Genomic DNA, 21,174 nt, shown 5'->3' with positions numbered 1-21,174 from the left:
GACGAGGGGTTCTGAATGCGGGGCCCGAGGGGCGGCCTCCACGAGACCGCCCCTGACCAGCCATCAGCCCGATACTCTCCAGCCGCCCGACATCATCCCAGGTTGGACAGCAAAACCCTGCTGCAGTACTAGGAAGGCCTAGGGGCGCTGCTTCAAGCGGTCGACGATCGCCCAGTCCGCCACGTGCGACAGCTGGATGTACGTCTTCTTCCCGGAACGTGAGGTCCGCTCGGCGCGGAAACGCAGGGATGGAACGCTGCTGGTCAGCCGGGGTTCGGGAGGGCGTGGAGCCGGTCCAGGGCATCGGTGATCACGTCGGTCCAGGGCCAGTGCCTGGCGAGGCGGAGGATGCGGCGGCGGCCGGTGGTGATGAGCTGGGCGGCTGTGGAGAACAGCCGAAGCCGCAGGCGGCGGGACTCCCAGAGCCGGGCTTGGCCGGTCAGGCGAGTAGGGGCATCCAGAGAAACGCCGGTCCCGGCTTCCGCCACCCGGTCAAGAAACCCAAGGGCAGAGAACTCACCGAGCCCGACAAGGCGTTCAATGCCGTGATCCGAGGTGTCCTGGCTGTTGCCGAGCACGCCAACGCCCTGCTCAAGGCCACCTTCAAGGCCCTGCGACGGGTCAGCATCGACCCCGCAGCCATCACCCGGATCGCCCGCGCCGCCCTCGTCCTGCTCGAACACGACCGCACCACCTGAGCGGAGATCACAAACCGTCACGAGACGTTACCGAGAAAGGTTCGTTGGAGCATAACACACCGCTTTAGAAGTGCGGGTGATCTGCCTTTTAGAAGTGCGGGTGATCTGCCTTCCGGAACCTCAAATTAACCTCAGATTCCTGCGGATTTCGATCTTCCTCACAGTAAACCCTTGACAGGGGTCACTGCTGCACTGATAAAAATTCCTTGCGACTTGAGCCGATGTAGTCGACTCTGGGATGACCGAAAACAAAAGGGGAAAATCATGGCAAGCAAATGGACACTTCGAATCGCAGCTGCTCTAGCTGCCCCCGTTGTCGCGATTAGCTTCAGCGGCGCAGCCTCGGCTTCCGACCACTCTGTATCGCTGAATAATTCGAGTGTCAACTGCCGTGGATCTATCGGTGGACCTCACGAAGTAGCGAAGCTCTACTTCGTTGACAGCAGCGACACTTTCCGCCTCTGGGACTCGTGCGCTGACGGGCACGGCGTCCGGTCCCAGATCCAAGGAGCCAACATAATCGATGGCTCCTGGGTCACCATGAGACCCGGAACCCATTACGTAGCCGGAGACGGCGTCTCCACCCAGTTCAAAATCCCGGGCGGCGTACCCCTCGGGTCCGCATTCCGCATGCGGGTGTGCACAGTCGACGGAGCGAGCGACCCGACACCTGTTAAGTGCTCACGATGGAAGAGCCTGGCCGGCTAAAGAAGGAATATACTCGCAGGTTGCAGGGTGGGATAGGTCGAAGCTCCGTTGAAGCGATAGGGCGGTGAGCCCATCCGCGAACAACGGAGCTTCGACTCCCTCTCGGGATTCTTCGCGGGATATTTTTCAGCTCTCGCGACTCACGATGCCTGCTGAAATTCCCTGTAGTAGCCTCGATCTTGCATGAGGGTCCGTCAGCTTGCTGACGGGCCTTTCTGCTCGTTCCGAGCGAAGATTTCTGCTTTGTGGGCAGGCTGATGGCCCGGCTGTCGCGTCGGGTGGGCGCCGGTTTCCACGGCTCCGGGTGGTGCTGCTCGTAGGGACGGGACGCTGCTGGTCAGCCGGGGTTCGGGAGGGCATCGAGCTGTTGCAGGGCGTCGGTGGGCACGTCGGTCCAGGGTCAGCGCTTTGCCAGACGGAGGATGCGGCGGCGGCCGGTGGTGACGAGCTGGGCAGCAGCGGAGAACAGCCGCAGGCGCAGGCGGCGGTGTTCCCGCCGGCGGGCGGCGCCGGTCAGCGCCAGCATCAACATCCAGGCCAGCAGGTCGAGAGCGATCTGGACGATCTCCAGCCAGATCTGGTTATGTGCGGCGTCGTGCAGGGGCAGGTTGCGCAGTCCGGTGGCCCGGGCGGCGCGGATGCGGTCCTCAGCGCGGGCCCGCTGGCGGTGCCGCAGCTCCAGCGCCGTGATCGGAGTGTTCTTGGTGTTCGTGGCGAAGCAGGTCAGGCGCATGCCGTCGGCGTCGGTGAAACGCAACTGGGCACCGGGATGCGGGCGTTCCTTGCGGACGATCAGTCACATGCCGCGGGCCAGCCCGTGAGAGAGCCGCCGTCGAGTTCGGCAACCCAGGCGCCGTCGCGGATCTCGCCGTCCGGTTCGACGGCCGGCGTCCAGGCGGTCGGCGGGGCCTTGAGGGCGGCGGCGTGGATGGCGTCGGTGGTGGTCATCCCGACGGAGTACGACAGCCACCTTCCGCGCTGGCGAGCCAGGCTACGAACGTGTGGGTGCCGCCGCCGGAATCGCTCGGATGAGTGTCTGCCGCCCGCGCCGGTAGCGTTGGGGCAGCTGAGCGAGCGCGCCGGGCAGCCTCGATGTGATCACTCGCGGTGTTGGAGCCGGCGTTCCCCGGCCGCAGCAGTCCCGCCACAGGTTCTCCGGCCCCGCCTCGACCGTGATCGACGAACCCCATCAGCGGATGGTGGCCGAAGGTCTTCTTCCATGTCGCGACGGCGTCTTGCTTGTCCGAGTGCGCGATGACGAGTACCCCGTCGAGGTCCACGGTCACCTGCCCGTCGGCCAACTGCAGACATGCTCACGTACTTCAGCGCGGGCGGCACGGATCGCGGCCAGAGCACGCGTGCTGCCCGCGGCGAGTGTGCCGATGAGACGGGAGACGGTCGGATCGGAGGCAACCGGCCCGAACACTTCGGGTTCCGCCCGCAGCATGCCCACATCGGCCAGGCAGTCCCCGCCGAGCGCGACCGCGAGCGCCACATCCAGCAGGACCTTGCCCGGCTCGTGCACGGCCCGCGGCTTGCGCCACGGGACCAGCGCCTCCGATATCGCCTGATCCAGACCGGACTTGCGGGCCGTCTCGACCAACAGCACGGCTGTGGCCTGAGAGACCACCCCGCGACCGCCGCCCTCGACGCGGACACGCGGGTACGACCCGATACGCTTCTTCACCTGAGGATCGCAGCTTTCTCTGCGATGAACAGGACCCTAGACAAGTCCAATCGTCCCAGGTCAGCAGCACTCTTCGCTTATTTGATCAAGCCTCGGACACTCACACTCGCGAAAGCGCGAGGCTAGGGCGTCACCGGAAGCCCAGCCGCCCGCCACGCCTGGAAGCCCCCCACCAGATCCGTAGCCCGACGCAGCCCCAACTGCCGCAGTGACGCGGCAGCCAGGCTCGACGCGTAGCCCTCGTTGCAGATGACCACGACCCGTAGATCGTGACCTATAGCCTCGGGGGCGCGATGGCTGCCCTGGGGATCGAGCCGCCACTCCAGTTCGTTGCGCTCGACGACGAGGGCGCCGGGGATCAGCCCGTCGCGGTCGCGCAGAGCGGCGTAACGGATGTCGACCAGTAGAGCCTCGCCGGCCCGCGCGGCATCGTAGGCTTCCTCAGCCTCGACGCGGTCGAGGCCTGAGCGGACGCGCTCGAGCAGCTCGTCGATTCCCACGGGTCGTTCGGCGCTCACTGCCAGTCCTCTGGGCGTTCGACCTGCTCGAGGCGCATGACTTGGCCGGTACGGCTGTAGCGGCGGATCCGGGGCAGCGGCGGGTAGTACGCGTGGACGGAGATTGCGTGCTCCTCGGTGGACTCGTTGAGTACCTCGTGCACATGGTTGCGGCCGAAGGCGCGTCCCTTGCCGGCCGGCAGCCGTCGTTCCTGGTCGATGTTCTCGGTGAGTTCCAGGGTCTTCCAGCCGTCGGTGGGCAGTCGGGCTGTGAGCGAGTTCTCCTTGAGTTCGCCCGATGCTGTGAGGAAGGCTCCGACCGACTCGGCGTGGTCGTGCCAGCCGGTTCCGGTGCCGGGTGGCCAGCCGATGAGCCAGGCCTCGCTGCCGCCGGGGCCTTCGAGGCGCACCCAGGTACGGCCCTCGGGGTCGAGCGGGAGTGAGGCGATCAGCTCGGTGTCGGCGGCCGTTCGCCGGACGAAGTCGAGCAGGTCGGCCTGGGTGGGGGTGGTGCGAGTGGGCGTGGTGTCAGTGGGAGCGGAGACAGAGGGGGACACAGACACGGGTACCGTCCTGGTGAGTGTTCGCGCGGGGCGCGGCCGAGCAGTGGGTGGCGCGCGCGGGTAAAAGGGATGCGAATTCAGCAGGACGAGTGACACACGCAGCCCGCATAGCGGACGAGGTCCATATGGACCCTCCGCCACAGGTGCACACAGGTGTCGGTCACGATCCGGAGTACACCATGGCGGTGGGGGTCGGTCAACTTGGGGTCGCCGTATGGACAAGCCGCACGGTGGCACCGTGTGGACAGGGGTGGCTCAGCTCGTTGCCGTCGTGGCCTCGGCCGTGGCCCGTGGTCTGCCCAGCGTCGCCTCGGCGGCCGCGTACAGATCTGCCGGGCGCACTCCGCTCAGCGCCGTGACCAGGTGTCCGTCGGGGCGGATCAGCAGCACCGTGTGCGCGGCGGCTCCCGGATAGGCCTCGGCGACGAGTAGTTCGGCGCGGTGCGGCAGCGCGGTCACTGCGGCCGCGAGCCGAGGCATGATCCCGGCTGTCATCCAGTGCTTGCGCTCCCAGACACCCGTACCCGGCGCGATCAGCAGCACGAGGAGCGCGCCACGGCCCAGCCGATCTCGCAGTTGTACGAACGAACCGTCCTCCGCCGTCACCCGCACATCGTCGACCGGAGCACCCACTTCCGTGGCGACATCGGCCGCCGACTCGGCGCGTGGAGGCGTGAGCGGCGAATCGGCGTACGCCCCCGGCGCGCCCAGCGGGCCGCGCCCAAGATGACCGTCTGTGAGCAGTGCATCGTGGCCGCGCGCCGAGCCGGGCACGACGGAGCGCAGGCCTCCGCCGGCGCGCAGCAGCGGCAGCGACTGGTCGGCCGCGCGCAGCCGGGCGGCGACGTTTGCGCGCCGTTCCACCTGGTAGCTGTCGAGCAGCGCCTCGTGCGGACCGTGGTGCCAGGCGAGGGCCAGCTTCCATGCGAGGTTGTCGGCGTCCCGCAGGCCCTCGTCGAGCCCCTGGGCGCCGAGTGCGCCCAGCAGATGCGCGGCGTCCCCGGCGAGAAAGACACGGCCGACGCGCCACCGGCGGGCCAGGCGGTGGTGGACGGTGTGGACTCCGGTGTCGAGCAGTTCGTACGGAGGTGTGGAGCCCCCGCTCCAGCCTGCGAGGGTCTCGCGGACGTGTGCCACCAGCAGGTCGGGGGTGACCAGGTCCTTCCCTGGCGGCAGCAGCCAGTCCAGCCGCCACACGCCGTCGGCGAGAGGACGCCCGGTGACCTCCCCGGCCGAAGGCCCGGACATCCGCCATGGCGGCATCCGATGCAACAACGCCTCACCCGGCCACGGAAGTTCCGTACGCAGCGCCGCGACGGCGTGCCGCTCCACGGCTGTACGTCCCGCGAAGCGGACGTCCTGGAGCTTGCGCACGGTCGAGCGCGGACCGTCGCAGCCGACCAGGTAACTGCCGCGCCACCACGTGCCCTTGGGACCGCGCGTGTGTGCCGTCACCCCCGCCTTCTCCTGCTCGATCGAGTCGAGGCGGTTCTCCACGGCGACCTTGATGAGGCGCTCGCCCGCGATCGCGTCCCGCAGGGCGGACGTCAGCTCGTGCTGGGCGATGTGCAGCGGCGCGGGCTCGTCTTGGCCGAACGTGATCTGCTGCGTCACCTGCTTGCGCCGGATCGACCGCCATCCGGCCCAGCGGAAACCGGCCTCGGCGACCGGGAATCCAGCGAGCCGCTCCATCAGCGCGGCGGTGTCTTCGCGCAGTACGACGGTTCGTGCGGGCCGCTGTTCGTCTTTGCCGGGGCTCTCGTCGAGGACGACGGACGGGACTTCTTGACGCGCCAGCGCCAGGGCGAGGGTGAGTCCGACAGGCCCCGCTCCCACGATGATCACCGGATCCACGGCGCGGCTCCCCCTGCCCGGAGCGGTGTCCTGAGTGTCTTACCGGGACTTGCAGGTGGAGCGGGGTGCGCGATCACAGAACGTATGCAACCTATTGGCGGTGTTTGCGTCAAGTGACGGAGGCAGTGGCGATCACGCCACTGCCTCCGTGCGGGTCACGCTGTTTGACTGTCCATCAGATGGTGCCGCCGCCAGCACCGGTCGCTGGCGTGCCCCCCACCTCGCCGGCGTTGATGTCTTCCACGTCGTCGGCACCGAGAACCGCACCCGTGCTCTTCTTGCTGCGGCGCAGCCTCTTCTCCAGCCAGCTCGCGAAGCTGGTGAGGATGAAGTTGAGGACGATGTAGATGACCGCCACCACGACGAAGCTTTGAATGACGTTGCCGTAGTTGGCAGCGAGTGTGCCGCGCGTGTTGAGCAACTCGGTGAACCCGATCATCACGCCGCCCAGCGCGGTGTCCTTCACGATGACCACGAGCTGGCTGACGATGGCCGGCAGCATGGCCGTGACGGCCTGCGGTAGCAGGATGTTGGTCATCGTCTGGCCCTTGCGCAGGCCGATCGCCATCGCAGCCTCTGACTGGCCCCTGGGCAGGGAGAGGATGCCGGCCCGTACGATCTCGGCGAGGACAGACGCGTTGTACAGCACCAAGCCGGTGACGACTGCGTAGAGCGGCCGCTGTTCGCTGCTGACGCCGGTGTAGAGGTCGTAGAACGCGTTGGCGAACAGCATCAGCAGCAGGACCGGGATCGCCCGGAAGAACTCGACCACCGCGCCGGCCGGAATCCGCACCCACTGGTGGTCGGACAGGCGCGCGATGCCGAAGACCGCGCCCAGCGGAAGGGCGATCACCATGGCCAGTGCCGCGGCCTTCAGCGTGTTGCTGAGGCCCGGCAGCAGATACGTCGTCCAGGCCTGGGACTCGGTAAAGGGCTTCCACAGGGCCCACCTCAGCTGGCCCTTGTCGTCCATGGTCTGCCAGACCCACCACAGGAGCAGGGCGAGCAGGACGAAGAAGACCACCGAGAGGAGCACGTTGCGCTGCTTGGCGCGGGGCCCCGGAGTGTCGTAGAGAACGGAGCTCATCGCTTTACCGCCAGTCGCTTGCTCAGCCAGCCGAAGATGAGGCCGGTCGGGAGGGTCAGTACCACGAACCCGAATGCGAAGACGGCGGCGATGAGTAGCACCTGAGCCTCGTTCTCGATCATTTCCTTCATCACGAGGGCGGCCTCGGCCACGCCGATCGCTGCCGCCACGGTCGTGTTCTTGGTCAGGGCGATCAGTACGTTGGCCAGTGGGCCAATCACCGAACGGAAGGCCTGCGGCAGGACGACGAGCCGGAGGGTCTGACTGAAGTTCAGCCCGATGGCACGGGCTGCCTCGGCCTGTCCGAGTGGCACCGTGTTGATGCCGGAACGAATCGCCTCGCAGACGAAGGCGGCGGTGTAGGCAACGAAGCCGAGCACCGCCAGCCGGAACCCCTGGACGTCGAAGTCCCTGGAGCCCATCGTGACGCCGAAGATGTCGGCGAGTCCGAGCGAGGTGAAGACGATGATGACGGTCAGGGGGATGTTACGGACGATGTGGACGTAGGCCGTGCCGAACCCACGCATGAGCGGGACTGGGCTGACGCGCATCGCGGCCAGCAGGGTGCCCCAGATCAGGGAGCCGACCGCGGAGAGGATGGTGAGCTGCACCGTCGTCCAGAACGCCCCTAGGACGTCATAACCTTCAAGAAAGTCGAACACGATCTCCCGCGCTTCCGGGTGGGTGGCGTACGTGGACAGCGCGGCGTGCCGCCGCCTTGATCGCAGTCGGCGACGGCACGCCAGTGGACACTCGCGCTACTTGACGATGTTGCCGATCTTCGGCGCGGGCTCGTTCTTGTACTTGGCCGGACCGAAGTTGTCCGTGACCGCCTTGTTCCAGGACTTGTCGCTGACCATCTTCTCCAGGGCAGTGTTGATCTTGTTCGCGGTTTCGGTGTCGCCCTTCTTCACGCCGATCCCGTAGTTCTCGTTGCTCAGCTTGAGGCCGGCAAGCTTGAACTGACCCTTGTACTGCTCCTGCGCGGCGAAGCCTGCGAGGATCGAGTCATCCGTGGTCAGGGCGTCCACGCGGCCGCTCTGCAGAGCGGCGATGCACTCCGAGTAGCCGCTCCTCTCCTCCAGGTTGGCCTGCGGAGCGAAGTCGTTCTTGACGTTCTGTGCCGAGGTCGACCCGGTCACGGAACACAGGTTCTTGCCGTTGAGGTCCGTGGCCTCGGTGATGTCGGAGTCCGCCTTGACCAGCAGGTCCTGGTGGGCCAGCAGGTACGGGCCGGCGAAGTCGACCTTCTCCTGACGCTCCGGCGTGATGGAGTACGTGGCCGCGATGAACTTGACGTCGCCACGGGCGAGCGCGTTCTCACGGTCGGCACTCTTGGTCTCGACGAACTCGATCTGGTCCTCGTTGTAGCCGAGTTCCTTGGCCACGTACGTCGCCACGTCCACGTCGAAGCCGGAGAAGGAACCGTCCGGCTCCTTCAGGCCCAGACCGGGCTGGTCGTACTTGATGCCGATCTTGATCTTGTCGCCGCCCCCGGAGCCCGACCCGGTGTCGGCGCTGTCACTCTTGCCGTCTCCACCACAGGCCGTCGCGGTGAGGGAGAGGACGAGCGCAGTGGCCGCCGCGGCGGTGACCTTGCGAAGCTTCATGGTGAACATCCTTTGAGTGGTGAGGAGAATGCCGTCGTTGCGGGTGGCGCAGGTCGTCAGTGGTGCAGGATCTTCGACAGGAAGTCCTTGGCACGGTCACTGCGCGGGTTGCTGAAGAACTGGTCCGGCACAGCCTCTTCGACGATCTTGCCGTCCGCCATGAAAACGACACGGTTGGCAGCCGAACGAGCGAAGCCCATCTCGTGCGTGACGACGATCATGGTCATACCGTCGCGGGCGAGCTGCTGCATGACCTCCAGGACCTCGTTGATCATCTCCGGGTCGAGGGCCGAGGTCGGCTCGTCGAAGAGCATGACCTTGGGGTCCATCGCCAGCGCTCGCGCGATCGCTACACGCTGCTGCTGACCGCCCGAGAGCTGTGCGGGGTACTTGTCCGCCTGGGCGGTGACGCCCACCCGGTCGAGCAGTGCCCGCGCCTTCTCCTCGGCGGCTTTCTTGTCCGCCTTGCGGACCTTGAGCTGGCCCAGCGTTACGTTCTCGAGCACTGTCTTGTGCGCGAACAGGTTGAACGACTGGAAGACCATGCCGACGTCGGCGCGCAGTCGCGCAAGCTCCTTGCCCTCCGCGGGCAGCGGCTTTCCGTCGATCGAGATGGTTCCCGACTCGATGGTCTCCAGACGGTTGATGGCGCGACACAGGGTGGACTTTCCGGACCCGGAGGGCCCGATGACCACGACGACTTCACCACGGGCGATGGTCAGGTCGATGTCCTGGAGCACGTGCAACGCACCGAAGTGCTTGTTGACGTTCTTCAGCACGACCAGATCATCGGCCGCGGGTACGGCGTCCTTGGTCACCGATACTTCGGTCATCGGCCTCTTGCTCCGTCCTCCTCGGGTGGGGAGGACAGTAGTAACCCCGCACGACCAGCGTCATTACATCTGAGGGGAAATTGAGCATAACGATCTGGTAGCAACCGGACACTCTTCGTGAAGGGTCGCCTCCGGTCCGTACCGGCTGGGTAACGGAAACCCGCCGCGACTCGAACCCTCTTGACGCCGTACTTGTGCATCGGCGTGACTTCCATGGTGCACGCGTGCGTGCCCATCTCTACGCGCCGAGACTGTATGGCCGATGAACCGAAGGGGGCCGGAATGCGACTGCTCCTCGTCGAGGACGACAACCATGTCGCCGCCGCTCTGTCCGCGGTACTCGCGCGCCATGGCTTCGACGTCACGCACGCCCGCAGTGGGGAGGAGGCGCTCCAGGCGCTCGTGCCTGAGGGTGCGGGTTTTGGAGTGGTCCTGCTCGACCTGGGGTTGCCCGACCAGGACGGCTACGAGGTGTGCGGCAAGATCCGTAAGCGCACCAGTATTCCGGTCATCATGGTGACCGCGCGCTCCGACGTACGTTCTCGGATCCACGGACTCAACCTAGGCGCCGACGACTACGTAGTGAAGCCCTATGACACCGGTGAACTGCTGGCTCGTATCCACGCCGTCAGTCGGCGCACCGTTCCCGATGAAACGACCGTCCCTATAGAGACCTCCCTGCACCTGGGTCCCGTGCGTATCGAACTGCCCACTCGCCAGGTCAGCGTGGACGGTTCGATTGTCCAACTGACCCGCAAGGAGTTCGACCTTCTGGCTCTTCTCGCCCAGCGTCCCGGAGTCGTGTTCCGGCGGGAGCAGATCATCAGCGAGGTGTGGCGCACCAGCTGGGAAGGGACCGGCCGCACCCTGGAGGTGCATGTCGCCTCCCTGCGCTCCAAGCTGCGTATGCCCGCCCTGATCGAGACCGTGCGCGGCGTCGGCTATCGGCTCGTCGCGCCCGCGGCGTAGCGGGTTCAGGTGCGCTCACGTCTCCTTCCGCTGCTCATCATCCTGATGGCGGCCGTGCTGCTCGCCCTCGGCATCCCGCTTGCCGTCAGCCTGGCGGCGGCCCAGCAGCAGAAGGTGGTCGTCGACAGGATCGACGACACGGCACACTTCGCGTCGCTCGCGCAGTTCGTCGACATCGACAGCCCGAACGGCTCACCGCTCGCCCCTCCGGGCGAGCGCGGTAAGACCCTGCAGAAGGAACTCGTCAAGTACCACAAGGTGTACGGCATCAAGGCCGGCGTCTTCTATCGCGGCCGAGGACCGATGGCCCACGCACCCACGAACTGGAACCTCCCGGAGGAGGGTGAGGTCCTCGACCCGGAGGAAGATGAGGTCCTCGACTCGTTCAACGAGGCGCTCGCGAGCCGCCGCAGCCACGAGCCCGCGCAGGTCTGGCCGTGGCAACGCAACCGTCTCGTCGTCGCGTCTCCTGTCATCCGGGACGGCGACGTCGTGGCGGTCGTGGTCACCGACTCGCCCACCGGGCAGATGCGCTCAAGAATCCTGTACGGCTGGCTGATCATCGGTGCGGGCGAGGCCGCCGCGATGCTCCTCGCGCTCGGCGCGGCGCTGCGCCTGACCGGCTGGGTGCTGAGGCCCGTACGCGTCCTCGACGCCACCACCCATGACATCGCGACCGGGCGCCTGAAGTCCCGGGTCGCGGCCGCCGGAGGTCCGCCGGAACTCAGGCGCCTGGCCCGGTCGTTCAACGAGATGGCCGACAACGTCGAGGACGTACTGGAACAGCAGCGCGCCTTCGTCGCCGACGCCTCGCACCAGCTGCGCAACCCCCTGTCCGCTCTGCTGCTGCGTATCGAACTGCTCGCCCTGGAACTCCCCGAGGGCAACGAGGAGATCGCCTCTGTCCGCACCGAGGGCAAGCGCCTCGCCCAGGTCCTGGACGATCTCCTCGACCTCGCCCTCGCTGAGCACACCGAGGCGGACCTGCGGCTCACCGACATCGGCGAGCTGACCGCCGAGCGCGTGGCGTCCTGGTCTCCGGTGGCCGACGACAAGGGCGTACGACTCGTCGGGGCCTGCCCCGCCACGACCGCCTGGGCCGACCCGATCGCCCTCTCCAGCGCCCTGGACGCGGTGATCGACAACGCGTTGAAGTTCACGCCCGAGGGTGAGTGCGTCGAGGTCGAGGTAGCCTCCGACGGCAAGGTCTCGACCATCGTCGTCACCGACCGCGGACCGGGCCTCAGCGACGAGGAACTCGCCCGCATCGGCGACCGTTTCTGGCGCAGCGCCGGCCACCAGAACATCAAGGGGTCGGGTCTCGGGCTGTCCATCTCCCGGACGTTGCTCGCGGCGGGTGGCGGCTCGATCGCGTACGACCGCCACGAGCCGCACGGTCTGAGGGTGACGGTGACCGTGCCGCGCTCGGGGCCTGCGGCTTGAGCGGGCCGCCACGGCTTGCGGAGAGCTTCGTCAGTCCCTTCCGGGCTGCCGCTCACCACTGCCGTTTGTACGGGCCCCTTCAGCGCCTGCTTGGTGTCTGCTACGGCTTGACCGAGCGGTAGTAGCGCCGCGCGCCCTCGTGCAGATCCAGCGGGTCGGTGTAGATCGCCGTGCGGAGGTCCACCCGCTGTGCCGCGTGCACCTTGCCACCGATGCGGTCGCGGCTGTCGATCACGGTCTGGGTCAGCCGCTCTGTCAGCTCGGCATCGGTGCCGACGCGCGTCACGAGCAGGTTGGTCACCGCAATCGTCTGCACCGGGGAGTCCTGGGCCTTGGGATAGGCGTCTGCGGGCATGACGGCGGCCCGGTAGTAGCCGGACGCCCCACGCTGCTGGTGCAGCTCCTCGACGAGTTCTTCACCAATCTCGACCAGCCTGATGTCGAGGCTGGTCGAGAGGTCGGCCACGGCAGACGTCGGGAGCCCCCCGGACCAGAAGAAGGCATCGATCTTGCCCTCCCGGAGCAGCTCCGGCATCGTTCGTATGCCGTCGGGCAGTGGCTCGATGTCCTTCTTCGGGTCGAGACCGGCCGCCTTGAGCACATGCTCCGCGGTCTGCCGCACCCCGGAACCTGCCGGTCCGACGGCCACTTTCTTGCCTCGCAGCTCCGCGATGGAGTCCACGGAGGAGGCGCGCGGGACGACGACGTGCACGTAGTCGTCGTACAGCCGCGCGCAGCCACGCAGTAGGTCTGCGCCCGGCTCGCCGTCAAGCTTGTACTGTTCCACCGCGTCGGCCTGCGCGATCGTGTAGTCGACCTTCCCGGTGGCCACCCACTCCAGGTTCTCCTTCGACCCCTCGCTGTTCCGCAGCTGCACGTCCAGACCCGGCATGTCCTTCGCGAGCTCTTTTCGCAGCAGCTTCCCGTACAGCTCGTAGACCCCGGTACGCGTCCCCGTGCTGAAGACCATCGTGCCGCCCGGCGAGCTTTCGCCCAGGGGCAGCAGCCACCACAACAGCAGCCCGAAGGCCACGAAGGCGGCGGCCGAGCCCTGCAGGGCCCGACGTCTGCCGATACGGGAGAGTTCCTGGAACATGCGCGCGATCCTGCCAGCTCACCGACGGGGATGACCAGGGCCGGACGTCCAGAGCACCCGCTACGCGCGCGTGGGGGCCGTACGGCCGGGAAATACCCGGCAACGCGCGCGTGGGGACCCCGTACTCTGGTGTACGAGATGAGCGCGAAGACTTACGAGGTGCGCACCTACGGGTGCCAGATGAACGTCCACGACTCCGAGCGGCTCTCCGGGCTGCTGGAGGACGCCGGCTACGTACGTGCGCCCGAGGGGGCGGACGGTGACGCGGATGTCGTCGTCTTCAACACGTGCGCCGTGCGGGAGAACGCCGACAATCGCCTGTACGGCAATCTAGGCCGCCTCGCGCCGATGAAGTCGAAACGGCCCGGGATGCAGATCGCCGTCGGCGGCTGTCTCGCGCAGAAGGACCGCGACACCATCGTGAAGAAGGCGCCCTGGGTGGACGTCGTCTTCGGTACGCACAACATCGGCAAGCTGCCCGTCCTCCTGGAGCGCGCCCGCGTACAGGAAGAGGCGCAGGTCGAGATCGCCGAGTCGCTCGAAGCGTTCCCGTCGACGCTGCCGACCCGCCGCGAGAGCGCGTACGCCGCGTGGGTCTCCATCTCCGTCGGCTGCAACAACACCTGCACGTTCTGCATCGTCCCCGCGCTGCGCGGCAAGGAGAAGGACCGCAGGACCGGCGACATCCTTGCCGAGATCGAGGCACTGGTCGGCGAGGGCGTCAGTGAGATCACGCTGCTCGGTCAGAACGTCAACGCTTACGGCTCCGACATCGGCGACCGTGAGGCCTTCAGCAAGCTGCTGCGGGCCTGCGGGAAGATCGAAGGCCTGGAGCGCGTCCGCTTCACCTCGCCGCATCCGCGCGACTTCACCGACGACGTGATCGCCGCGATGGCCGAGACGCCGAACGTGATGCCGCAGCTCCACATGCCGCTGCAGTCTGGTTCCGACCCCGTCCTGAAGGCGATGCGCCGCTCGTACCGGCAGGAGCGGTACCTCGGGATCATCGAGAAGGTCCGGGCCGCGATCCCGCACGCCGCGATCACCACCGACATCATCGTGGGCTTCCCCGGAGAGACCGAGGAGGACTTCGAGCAGACTCTGCACGTGGTCCGTGAGGCCCGCTTCGCGCAAGCGTTTACGTTCCAGTACTCCAAGCGCCCCGGAACCCCGGCGGCCACCATGGAGAACCAGATCCCCAAGAAGGTTGTGCAGGCACGTTACGAGCGTCTTGTCGCCCTCCAGGAGGAGATCTCCTGGGAGGAGAACAAGAAGCAGGTCGGCCGCACCCTGGAGCTGATGATCGCCGAGGGCGAGGGCCGCAAGGACGGCGCCACGCACCGCCTCTCTGGCCGCGCCCCTGACAACCGCCTGGTGCACTTCACCAAGCCCGACGACGAGGTCCGGCCCGGCGACGTGGTCACCGTGGAGATCACCTACGCCGCCCCGCACCACCTGCTCGCCGAGGGCGCCGTCCTCGACGTGCGCCGCACGCGCGCGGGGGACGCCTGGGAGAAGCGCAACGCGACCGAGACCGCGAAGCCGGCGGGCGTGATGCTCGGGCTGCCGGCCGTGGGCGTCCCGGCGCCGCTGCCGGCACCGACTGGGGGCTGCTCCGCACACTGATCGGCCCAGGCGGGCTTGCTGTTCCGGGCCGCCGAGTCGGCCTGGGACTCCCGCTGGGAACCACGGCAGTAGGCTGGCGATCATGCTGGTCGCCGCCGCTGTCTGCCCCTGTCCTCCGCTGCTTGTGCCCGAGGTCGCCGCGGGCGCGGCGCACGAGCTGGACTCCGCGCGCGCGGCATGCGAGGACGCCCTTGGGGTACTGGCCGCCGCCCGCCCCGACCGGCTCGTGGTCGTCGGCCCCGCCGAGCAGAGCGGGCAAGGGCCGTATCAGGAGGGCGCGAGGGGCTCGTTCCGCGGGTTCGGCGTGGACCTCGAGGTGCGCCTCGGCGTCGGCCCGGGCGCTGGTCCCGACGGAGACAGGCCGGATTCGGCCGCGCCGGAACGTGAGCTTCCGGTCTCGCTCGCCGTCGCCGCCTGGCTGCTGCGGCGAACAGACTGGTCCCACGCTCCCGTTGAAGGTCTCGGTGTGGGGGAACCTTTCGCGGCCGAGCGGTGTATTCAGATCGGGAAGGAAGTCGTCGCGCGGGCCGAGAGGGTGGCACTGCTGGTGATGGGCGACGCCAGCGCGTGCCGGTCACTCAAGGCGCCGGGGTATCTGGACGAGCGGGCGGCGGGGTTCGACGCGGAGGTCGCGCGTGCGCTGGCGGCGGCGGACGTGACGGCGCTCGAGGGGCTGGACACCGCGCTGGCGCGGGAGTTGATGGCCTCCGGCCGGGCGCCCTGGCAGGTGCTCGCGGGCGCCGCCGAGGGCATGGGACTGAGCGGCGCGCTGCTTTACGAGGACGGGCCTTATGGCGTGGGGTACTTGGTGGCGGCCTGGTCGTAGGCCAGCGAGCCGACAACACGACGGACGGCCCGGAACCCCCAAAGGCTCCCTGGCCGCCCGTCGATGTGCCGTCTCTCAGGATGCCGAGGGCGGTGGCGGTGCGGTCGGAGGAGGCGTCGCGCCGCCGTCCGTCCCGTGACTCTCCCTGTGCGCGAGCCGGTCCAGGGCACCCTTGGCCGTGCCCGTGCCCGTGCCCGTCTGGATCTTGTCGCTGTACTTGCCCTTGGTCTTCTTGTCGGCCAGCTTCGCGGCCTTGTCGAGACCGTGCTCGATCTTGCCCCCGTGCTGCTGCGCGAGGTGCGAGACCTTCCCCTTGGCGGGCGTGAGCTTGGTCTTCAGACTCTCCAGGAGACCCATGGTGCACCTTCCCTCGCGGGACAGTTACTGGCGGGCGCCCTCGTCGGCCTCGTTGTCGGCCGCCTCCTCGGTGGACTGCTGCTTGGGGATCTCGACGCCGTCCGATGACTCGGACTCGGGGGACTCCGCCGACTGCTCCGCGGGCCCGTCCTCGGTCTCGGCCGCCTCATTGGCTTCCTCAGCCGCTTCCGCCGCGTCAGCCTTCGCCTCGGGTTGGGCCGTCGGGGTGTCGGCCTGCGGCTCAGTGGTTGACGCCTCCTCCGACTCCTTGGACTTAGGCTTATCTTTCCGAAGAAGTCGTGCAAAAACGCCCATATCAACTCCATACCCTACTCGTGTGGGCGAAATTCCGTGCCGCCCGGTGCGTCCCATTGCGTCGCCCGGGCCGTCGGTCCTCAAAACCGGCGGCTGGAACCTCGCAACAGGCAACGACCCCGGACCCGTGGCGTCACGTAACTCGTTCGAGGAGCGGCCCAGAGGTTTGCGAGACTGTTGCGGTGAGTAGTGCAGCCCCCGCACCGCGGGTCATCGCCGTCGTCGGTCCCACCGCGGCGGGAAAGTCCGATCTGGGAGTCCAACTCGCCCAGCACCTCGGCGGCGAGATCGTCAACGCCGATTCCATGCAGCTCTACCGAGGGATGGACATCGGCACCGCCAAGTTGACGCCCGAGGAGCGTCGAAGCATCCCGCACCATCTCCTGGACATCTGGGACGTGACGGTGACCGCGAGCGTGGCCGAGTACCAGCGGCTGGCGCGTGCCCGTATCGACGCCCTGCTCGCCGAGGGGCGCTGGCCGATCCTCGTGGGTGGCTCCGGCCTGTATGTCCGGGGGGCCGTCGACAACCTGGAGTTTCCCGGTACCGACCCCGAAGTGCGGGCCCGCCTGGAGGAGGAGCTCACTCTGCGTGGCTCGGGTGCCCTGCATGCCCGGCTGGCGGTAGCGGATCCCGAGGCGGCCCACGCGATTCTGCCCAGCAACGGACGCCGGATCGTCCGCGCTCTCGAAGTCATCGAGATCACCGGCAAGCCCTTCACCGCCAACCTGCCCGGCCATGACTCCATCTACGACACCGTGCAGATCGGCGTCGATGTGGCGCGTCCCGAACTCGACGAGCGCATCACCCGCCGGGTGGACCGGATGTGGGACGAAGGACTCGTCGACGAAGTGCGCGCGCTGGAGGCGCGAGGGTTGCGCGAGGGGCGTACGGCATCTCGGGCGCTCGGCTACCAGCAGGTTCTGGCGTCGCTCGCCGGGGAGTGCACCGACGACGAAGCCCGGGCCGAGACCGTACGCGCCACCAAGCGCTTCGCGCGCCGTCAGGATTCCTGGTTCAGGCGCGACCCACGGGTGCATTGGCTCAGTGGGGCCGCGGCGGATCTCACCGAACTTCCGCGGCACGCCCTGACATTGGTCGAACGACCGGTTACAGCCTGATCACGTCATGGCATCGGGACGCTCCGCCCGTCATCCCGGCCTCTGACACCGTGCCATCATCGAGCTTCGATCGACCAAGTGGAGTCCGAGTTGGGAGGGCGCGTGGCGATGGAGGCCGGCCCTCGCGACACCGCACAAGGCACGGAGCACGACACCGTAAGGGATCAGCAGGATCCGGACGGGGACCGACTGAGCCCCGACGGACCCGACGAAACCTCGGGCGGCGTGACCGCCGACGGCCCCGGGCCCGACGAGATGTTCGCGGAGCCCGAGGTCGAAGTAGAGCTGCGCCCGCAGCGCCGACTGCGGATCTGGCAGCTCGCGCCCATCGTGGGCCTGGCCGCGCTCGGCTCCCTGATGTTCGCCTTCCCGCTGGCGTTCGACTTCGGCGACAGCGGGGCCATGATCGCCATGCTGGGCCTGCTGATCTCCTCCTGCGCCGCGGGCTGGGGCATGATGGCCGCCCGCCGCGTCGGCTACACCTGGCCCGGCCTGCCTCAGCGCGGCTCCGGCCGCCGCCCGGACTGGCGAGTCGTGATCGCGTACGCCGTGATCGTCGCCCTCGTCGTCATCCTCGCCGTATGGCGGGTGGCCCGCCTGCGCTGAGGCCCCGCCCCGCCCGGGCCGCGGTGTCCTACCCACCCCGTACGATCGAGGAATGAGCACGCGGATCGCCTTCCTCAAGGGACACGGGACCGAGAACGACTTCGTGATCGTCCCCGACCCCGAGAACGCCATCGACCTGCCCCCGGCCGCCGTCGCCGCCTTCTGCGACCGCCGCGCGGGCATCGGAGGCGACGGTCTGCTGCATGTCGTACGGTCCGCCGCGCACCCCGAGGCCAAGGAGATGGCCGCCGAGGCGGAATGGTTCATGGACTACCGCAACGGCGACGGCTCGATCGCGGAGATGTGCGGCAATGGAGTGCGGGTGTTCGCGCGCTATCTCCAGCGCGCCGGACATGTGACCGAAGGGGACATCGCGGTCGCCACGCGCGGGGGCGTGAAGAGGGCCCACATCGCCAAGGAGGGCGACGTCACGGTCGGCATGGGCAAGGCGCTCCTCCCCGAAGGGGACGTCACCGTGAGCGTGGGTGAGCGCAGCTGGCCCGCGCGCAACGTGAACATGGGCAACCCGCACGCGGTCGCCTTCGTGGACGACCTCGGCCACGCCGGAGACCTGCTCGCACCCCCGCCCGTCGGCCCGGCGTCCGCGTACCCGGACGGGGTGAACGTCGAGTTCGTCGTCGACCGCGGCCCCCAGCACGTCGCCCTGCGCGTGCACGAGCGCGGTGCCGGCGAGACCCGCTCGTGCGGCACGGGCGCGTGTGCCGTCGCGGTGGCCACGGCGAGACGGGACGGCGCCGATCCCGCCGTCACCGGCACCCCGGCCACGTACACAGTCGATGTGCCCGGCGGACGCCTGGTGATCACCGAGCAGATCGACGGCGAGATCGAGATGACCGGACCCGCGATGATCGTCGCCGAAGGAGAGATCGACGCCCAGTGGCTCGAAACCGTAAACCCTTGAAGCGTCGCTCGAATGGGTGATCCGTTTCACGCTCGGCGTGAGGCGGTCAGCCGAGCGTGTTGCGCTCGATAGCATCAAGCACCGGCCCGGACGGGGGAACGACACCAATCCCCAGAGCCGTGTACGCCATGGGGCGCCCCGTCCGCCGGTCAAACGCAGCCGGAGGTGCCCATGAGTGCGGAGGCCACGAACCCCGCGACGCCCGGCCCGATCGTGCCCGAAGCGCATCGCAGGAGGAGCCGCCCGCGCATCGATCTGCGCCGCCTCGGCCGGGCCGCGCTCCTGGGATCCACGGGCCGCGGCCGGCTGCCCGACGCGATCAGCCATGTGGTCGAGGCGCATCGCGCCCACCACCCCGACGCCGACCTGGAGCCACTGCGCCGGGCATACGTCCTCGCCGAGTCCTCGCACCGCGGCCAGATGCGCAAGAGCGGCGAGCCCTACATCACACATCCGCTTGCCGTGACCCTGATCCTCGCCGAACTCGGCGCGGAAACGACGACATTGACGGCCTCTCTGCTCCACGACACCGTCGAGGACACGGAGGTGACCCTCGATCAGGTGCGGGAGGAGTTCGGCGAGGAGGTCCGCTATCTCGTCGACGGCGTCACGAAGTTGGAGAAGGTCGACTACGGAGCGGCCGCCGAACCGGAGACGTTCCGCAAGATGCTCGTCGCCACCGGCAACGACGTACGTGTGATGTCGATCAAACTCGCCGACCGGCTGCACAACATGCGCACCCTGGGCGTCATGCGCCCCGAGAAACAGGCGCGCATCGCCAAGGTGACCAGGGACGTGCTGATCCCGCTCGCCGAACGGCTCGGCGTCCAGGCGCTCAAGACCGAGCTCGAGGACCTCGTCTTCGCGATCTTGCACCCCGAGGAGTACGAGTACACGAGGGGCCTCATCGTCGAGAACGCGGCGCGCGCCGACGACACCCTCACGGAGATCGCGGAAGAGGTGCGCCGGATCCTGCGCGAGGCCGGACTGCAGGCCGAAGTGCTGATCCGGCCACGGCACTTGGTCTCCCTGCACCGCACCTCCCGCAAGCGCGGCAAACTGCGTGGCGTCGACTTCGGACGCCTCCTGGTGCTCGTGAACGAGGACGCCGACTGCTACGGAGTCCTCGGCGAACTGCACACCTGCCTCACGCCGGTGGTGTCGGAGTTCAAGGACTTCATCGCCGTCCCCAAGTTCAACCTGTACCAGTCGCTGCACACGGCCGTCGCCCTCCCCTCGTCTCGAACAGATTCGCCCGAGGGCACCCCCACGTCCGGCCAGGTCGCCGAAGTCCTCATCCGTACGCATCAGATGCACAAGGTCGCCGAGGCCGGCGTCATCGCCCTCGGCAATCCACTTGCTCCTCCTTCGGAGGAGCAGGGCGACAGTGACGGCGAGCGCGTCGACCCCACCCGCCCGGGCTGGCTCTCCCGCCTTCTCGACTGGCAGGAGGCCGCGCCGGATCCCGACACGTTCTGGTCCACCCTGCGCGAAGACCTCGCCCAGGACCGGGAGATCACCGTTTTACGCCCCGACGGCGGCACGATCGGGCTGCCCGCGGGCGCGAGCTGCGTGGACGCCGCGTACGCGCAGTACGGCGAGGACGCACACGCCTGCATGGGCGCGCGCGTCAACGGCCGCCTGGCGACGCTGAGTACCGTCCTGCGGGACGGCGACACCGTGCAGCTGCTCATGGGGCAGGACGCGTCCTCGGAGCCCTCCAGGGAGTGGCTGGAGCATGCGCGGACGCCCGCCGCGCGCATCGCCATCCAGCGCTGGCTCGCCACGCACCCCTCGCCCGGCGACACCCCCGAGGCGGAGATCTCCGCCGCGCCTCTCAGACCGACCGTCGACGGGTCTGCCGTGCCGCTCTCCGGCGCGAACGCCGTCGTCGACGAGCCCGGTGCGACCGTACGCCTCGCGGGCTGCTGTACGCCCGTACCGCCCGACGAGGTCACCGGCTTCGCCGTACGCGGGGGAGTGGTGACGGTGCATCGCGTCGAGTGCGCCGCGGTGGCGCGCATGAAGGACGCGGGGCGCAAGGAGGTCGATGTGCGCTGGGGTGACACCACGGAGTGCCGTGTCACGCTGGTCGCCGAATCCTTCGGACGGCCGCATTTGCTCGCCGACCTGACCGAAGCCATCGCCCTGGAGGGCGTCGCCATCGTCTCGGCGACCGTCGAACCGCCGAGCCAGCAGCGCGTACGCCACACCTACACGCTCCAACTGCCGGACGCCGCACACCTGCCCGCGCTGATGCGGGCGATGCGCAACGTGCCGGGTGTGTACGACGTGGGCCGGGCCCAGCGTCAGGCGACGACTCCGTAGCAGGCCATCAGCAGGCCATCGGCCACCC

23 protein-coding genes and 2 pseudogenes are annotated in these 21,174 nt (G+C 68.2%); 9 read left to right on the top strand and 16 right to left on the bottom strand.

The genetic code is table 11. The features are described from left to right. Positions 1-263 precede the first annotated feature (263 nt). Positions 264-460, bottom strand: a pseudogene (locus G6048_RS25550) (transposase); the annotation flags it as partial. 4 nt (positions 461-464) lie between these two features. Between G6048_RS25550 and G6048_RS25545 the strand changes: the two are divergent. Then, positions 465-698: pseudogene (locus G6048_RS25545) on the top strand (transposase family protein); the annotation flags it as partial. A 1,108-nt stretch (positions 699-1,806) separates the two neighbouring features. On the opposite strand, the gene G6048_RS51940 reads toward G6048_RS25545, so the two are convergent. The 12 genes from G6048_RS51940 to G6048_RS25505 all read right to left on the bottom strand — a co-directional run bounded on the left by G6048_RS51940 (position 1,807) and on the right by G6048_RS25505 (position 9,537). After that, a complete protein-coding gene (locus G6048_RS51940) occupies positions 1,807-2,199 on the bottom strand; it encodes a transposase (protein WP_456243423.1) in 393 nt (130 codons plus the stop codon). Continuing rightward, a complete protein-coding gene (locus tag G6048_RS51935; RefSeq protein WP_408056170.1) occupies positions 2,199-2,354 on the bottom strand; it encodes a hypothetical protein in 156 nt (51 codons plus the stop codon). Before G6048_RS51935 ends, G6048_RS51940 begins: the two co-directional genes overlap by 1 nt. Beyond that, entirely contained in the window at positions 2,351-2,686 is a 336-nt protein-coding gene (locus G6048_RS51930; RefSeq protein ID WP_408056172.1) for a transposase, read from the bottom strand. Before G6048_RS51930 ends, G6048_RS51935 begins: the two co-directional genes overlap by 4 nt. Before the next feature lie 2 nt (positions 2,687-2,688). Then, positions 2,689-3,093 carry a transposase gene (locus G6048_RS51925; RefSeq protein ID WP_408056169.1) on the bottom strand — a complete coding sequence of 135 codons (405 nt, stop codon included), beginning with the start codon at positions 3,091-3,093 and terminating at the stop codon, positions 2,689-2,691. Between the two features lie 122 nt (positions 3,094-3,215). Next, positions 3,216-3,617: a rhodanese-like domain-containing protein gene (locus G6048_RS25535; protein WP_165341931.1), complete on the bottom strand. Its 402-nt coding sequence runs from the start codon at positions 3,615-3,617 to the stop codon at positions 3,216-3,218. Continuing rightward, positions 3,608-4,153 (bottom strand): cupin domain-containing protein, encoded by a 546-nt coding sequence (locus tag G6048_RS25530; RefSeq protein ID WP_165341927.1) that lies wholly within the window; start codon positions 4,151-4,153, stop codon positions 3,608-3,610. The genes G6048_RS25535 and G6048_RS25530 overlap by 10 nt, the downstream gene beginning before the upstream one ends. Before the next feature lie 77 nt (positions 4,154-4,230). Then, complete coding sequence (locus tag G6048_RS51480) at positions 4,231-4,302, bottom strand: putative leader peptide (RefSeq protein ID WP_328774051.1); 72 nt, start codon at positions 4,300-4,302, stop codon at positions 4,231-4,233. 106 nt (positions 4,303-4,408) lie between these two features. After that, the gene (locus G6048_RS25525; RefSeq protein ID WP_165341926.1) at positions 4,409-6,007 is read right to left on the bottom strand and encodes an FAD-dependent monooxygenase; all 1,599 of its coding nucleotides are present in this window, start codon (positions 6,005-6,007) and stop codon (positions 4,409-4,411) included. 175 nt (positions 6,008-6,182) lie between these two features. Further along, positions 6,183-7,094: an amino acid ABC transporter permease gene (locus tag G6048_RS25520; RefSeq protein ID WP_165341925.1), complete on the bottom strand. Its 912-nt coding sequence runs from the start codon at positions 7,092-7,094 to the stop codon at positions 6,183-6,185. After that, complete coding sequence (locus G6048_RS25515; RefSeq protein ID WP_165341924.1) at positions 7,091-7,756, bottom strand: amino acid ABC transporter permease; 666 nt, start codon at positions 7,754-7,756, stop codon at positions 7,091-7,093. Before G6048_RS25515 ends, G6048_RS25520 begins: the two co-directional genes overlap by 4 nt. Positions 7,757-7,852: 96 nt before the next feature. Continuing rightward, a complete protein-coding gene (locus G6048_RS25510; protein WP_165341923.1) occupies positions 7,853-8,704 on the bottom strand; it encodes a glutamate ABC transporter substrate-binding protein in 852 nt (283 codons plus the stop codon). 56 nt (positions 8,705-8,760) lie between these two features. Beyond that, complete coding sequence (locus tag G6048_RS25505; protein ID WP_165341922.1) at positions 8,761-9,537, bottom strand: amino acid ABC transporter ATP-binding protein; 777 nt, start codon at positions 9,535-9,537, stop codon at positions 8,761-8,763. 282 nt (positions 9,538-9,819) lie between these two features. Here G6048_RS25505 and G6048_RS25500 point away from each other — a divergent pair, with 282 nt between their 5' ends. Next, complete coding sequence (locus G6048_RS25500) at positions 9,820-10,506, top strand: response regulator transcription factor (RefSeq protein WP_165341921.1); 687 nt, start codon at positions 9,820-9,822, stop codon at positions 10,504-10,506. A 9-nt stretch (positions 10,507-10,515) separates the two neighbouring features. Continuing rightward, positions 10,516-11,949 carry a sensor histidine kinase gene (locus G6048_RS25495; RefSeq protein WP_165341920.1) on the top strand — a complete coding sequence of 478 codons (1,434 nt, stop codon included), beginning with the start codon at positions 10,516-10,518 and terminating at the stop codon, positions 11,947-11,949. Positions 11,950-12,049: 100 nt separating this feature from the next. Here the strand turns inward: G6048_RS25495 and G6048_RS25490 are convergent, their stop codons facing one another. Next, entirely contained in the window at positions 12,050-13,045 is a 996-nt protein-coding gene (locus G6048_RS25490) for a TAXI family TRAP transporter solute-binding subunit (protein WP_165341919.1), read from the bottom strand. Between the two features lie 138 nt (positions 13,046-13,183). Between G6048_RS25490 and miaB the strand changes: the two genes are divergently transcribed. Together miaB and G6048_RS25480 are read left to right on the top strand one after the other, a co-directional pair. Continuing rightward, a complete protein-coding gene (gene miaB, locus G6048_RS25485) occupies positions 13,184-14,671 on the top strand; it encodes a tRNA (N6-isopentenyl adenosine(37)-C2)-methylthiotransferase MiaB (protein ID WP_206342114.1) in 1,488 nt (495 codons plus the stop codon). A gap of 82 nt (positions 14,672-14,753) precedes the next feature. Next, positions 14,754-15,497, top strand: coding sequence for a class III extradiol dioxygenase subunit B-like domain-containing protein (locus G6048_RS25480; RefSeq protein WP_165341917.1), 744 nt, complete (start codon positions 14,754-14,756; stop codon positions 15,495-15,497). 75 nt (positions 15,498-15,572) lie between these two features. Here G6048_RS25480 and G6048_RS25475 read toward each other — a convergent pair whose 3' ends face one another. Beyond that, complete coding sequence (locus G6048_RS25475) at positions 15,573-15,854, bottom strand: antitoxin (RefSeq protein WP_165341916.1); 282 nt, start codon at positions 15,852-15,854, stop codon at positions 15,573-15,575. Positions 15,855-15,878: 24 nt separating this feature from the next. Then, positions 15,879-16,169, bottom strand: coding sequence for a hypothetical protein (locus tag G6048_RS25470; protein ID WP_165341915.1), 291 nt, complete (start codon positions 16,167-16,169; stop codon positions 15,879-15,881). A 182-nt stretch (positions 16,170-16,351) separates the two neighbouring features. Between G6048_RS25470 and miaA the strand changes: the two genes are divergently transcribed. The 4 genes from miaA to G6048_RS25450 all read left to right on the top strand — a co-directional run bounded on the left by miaA (position 16,352) and on the right by G6048_RS25450 (position 21,146). Continuing rightward, complete coding sequence (gene miaA / locus G6048_RS25465) at positions 16,352-17,290, top strand: tRNA (adenosine(37)-N6)-dimethylallyltransferase MiaA (protein ID WP_165341914.1); 939 nt, start codon at positions 16,352-16,354, stop codon at positions 17,288-17,290. 108 nt (positions 17,291-17,398) lie between these two features. Next, positions 17,399-17,896 carry a DUF1129 domain-containing protein gene (locus tag G6048_RS25460; protein ID WP_165341930.1) on the top strand — a complete coding sequence of 166 codons (498 nt, stop codon included), beginning with the start codon at positions 17,399-17,401 and terminating at the stop codon, positions 17,894-17,896. Positions 17,897-17,948: 52 nt separating this feature from the next. Beyond that, positions 17,949-18,818, top strand: a complete 870-nt coding sequence (gene dapF, locus G6048_RS25455; RefSeq protein WP_165341913.1) for a diaminopimelate epimerase — start codon at positions 17,949-17,951, stop codon at positions 18,816-18,818. 171 nt (positions 18,819-18,989) lie between these two features. Next, on the top strand, positions 18,990-21,146 hold the full coding sequence (locus G6048_RS25450; RefSeq protein WP_165341912.1) for a RelA/SpoT family protein: 2,157 nt from the start codon (positions 18,990-18,992) through the stop codon (positions 21,144-21,146). Positions 21,147-21,174 lie beyond the last annotated feature (28 nt).

This window comes from Streptomyces ureilyticus (genome assembly GCF_011045025.1).
Classification (GTDB): Bacteria; Actinomycetota; Actinomycetes; order Streptomycetales; family Streptomycetaceae; genus Streptomyces; species Streptomyces ureilyticus.
The sequence above is the reverse complement of the archived record's forward strand: the minus strand, read 5'-3'. Positions and strand labels throughout refer to the sequence as shown.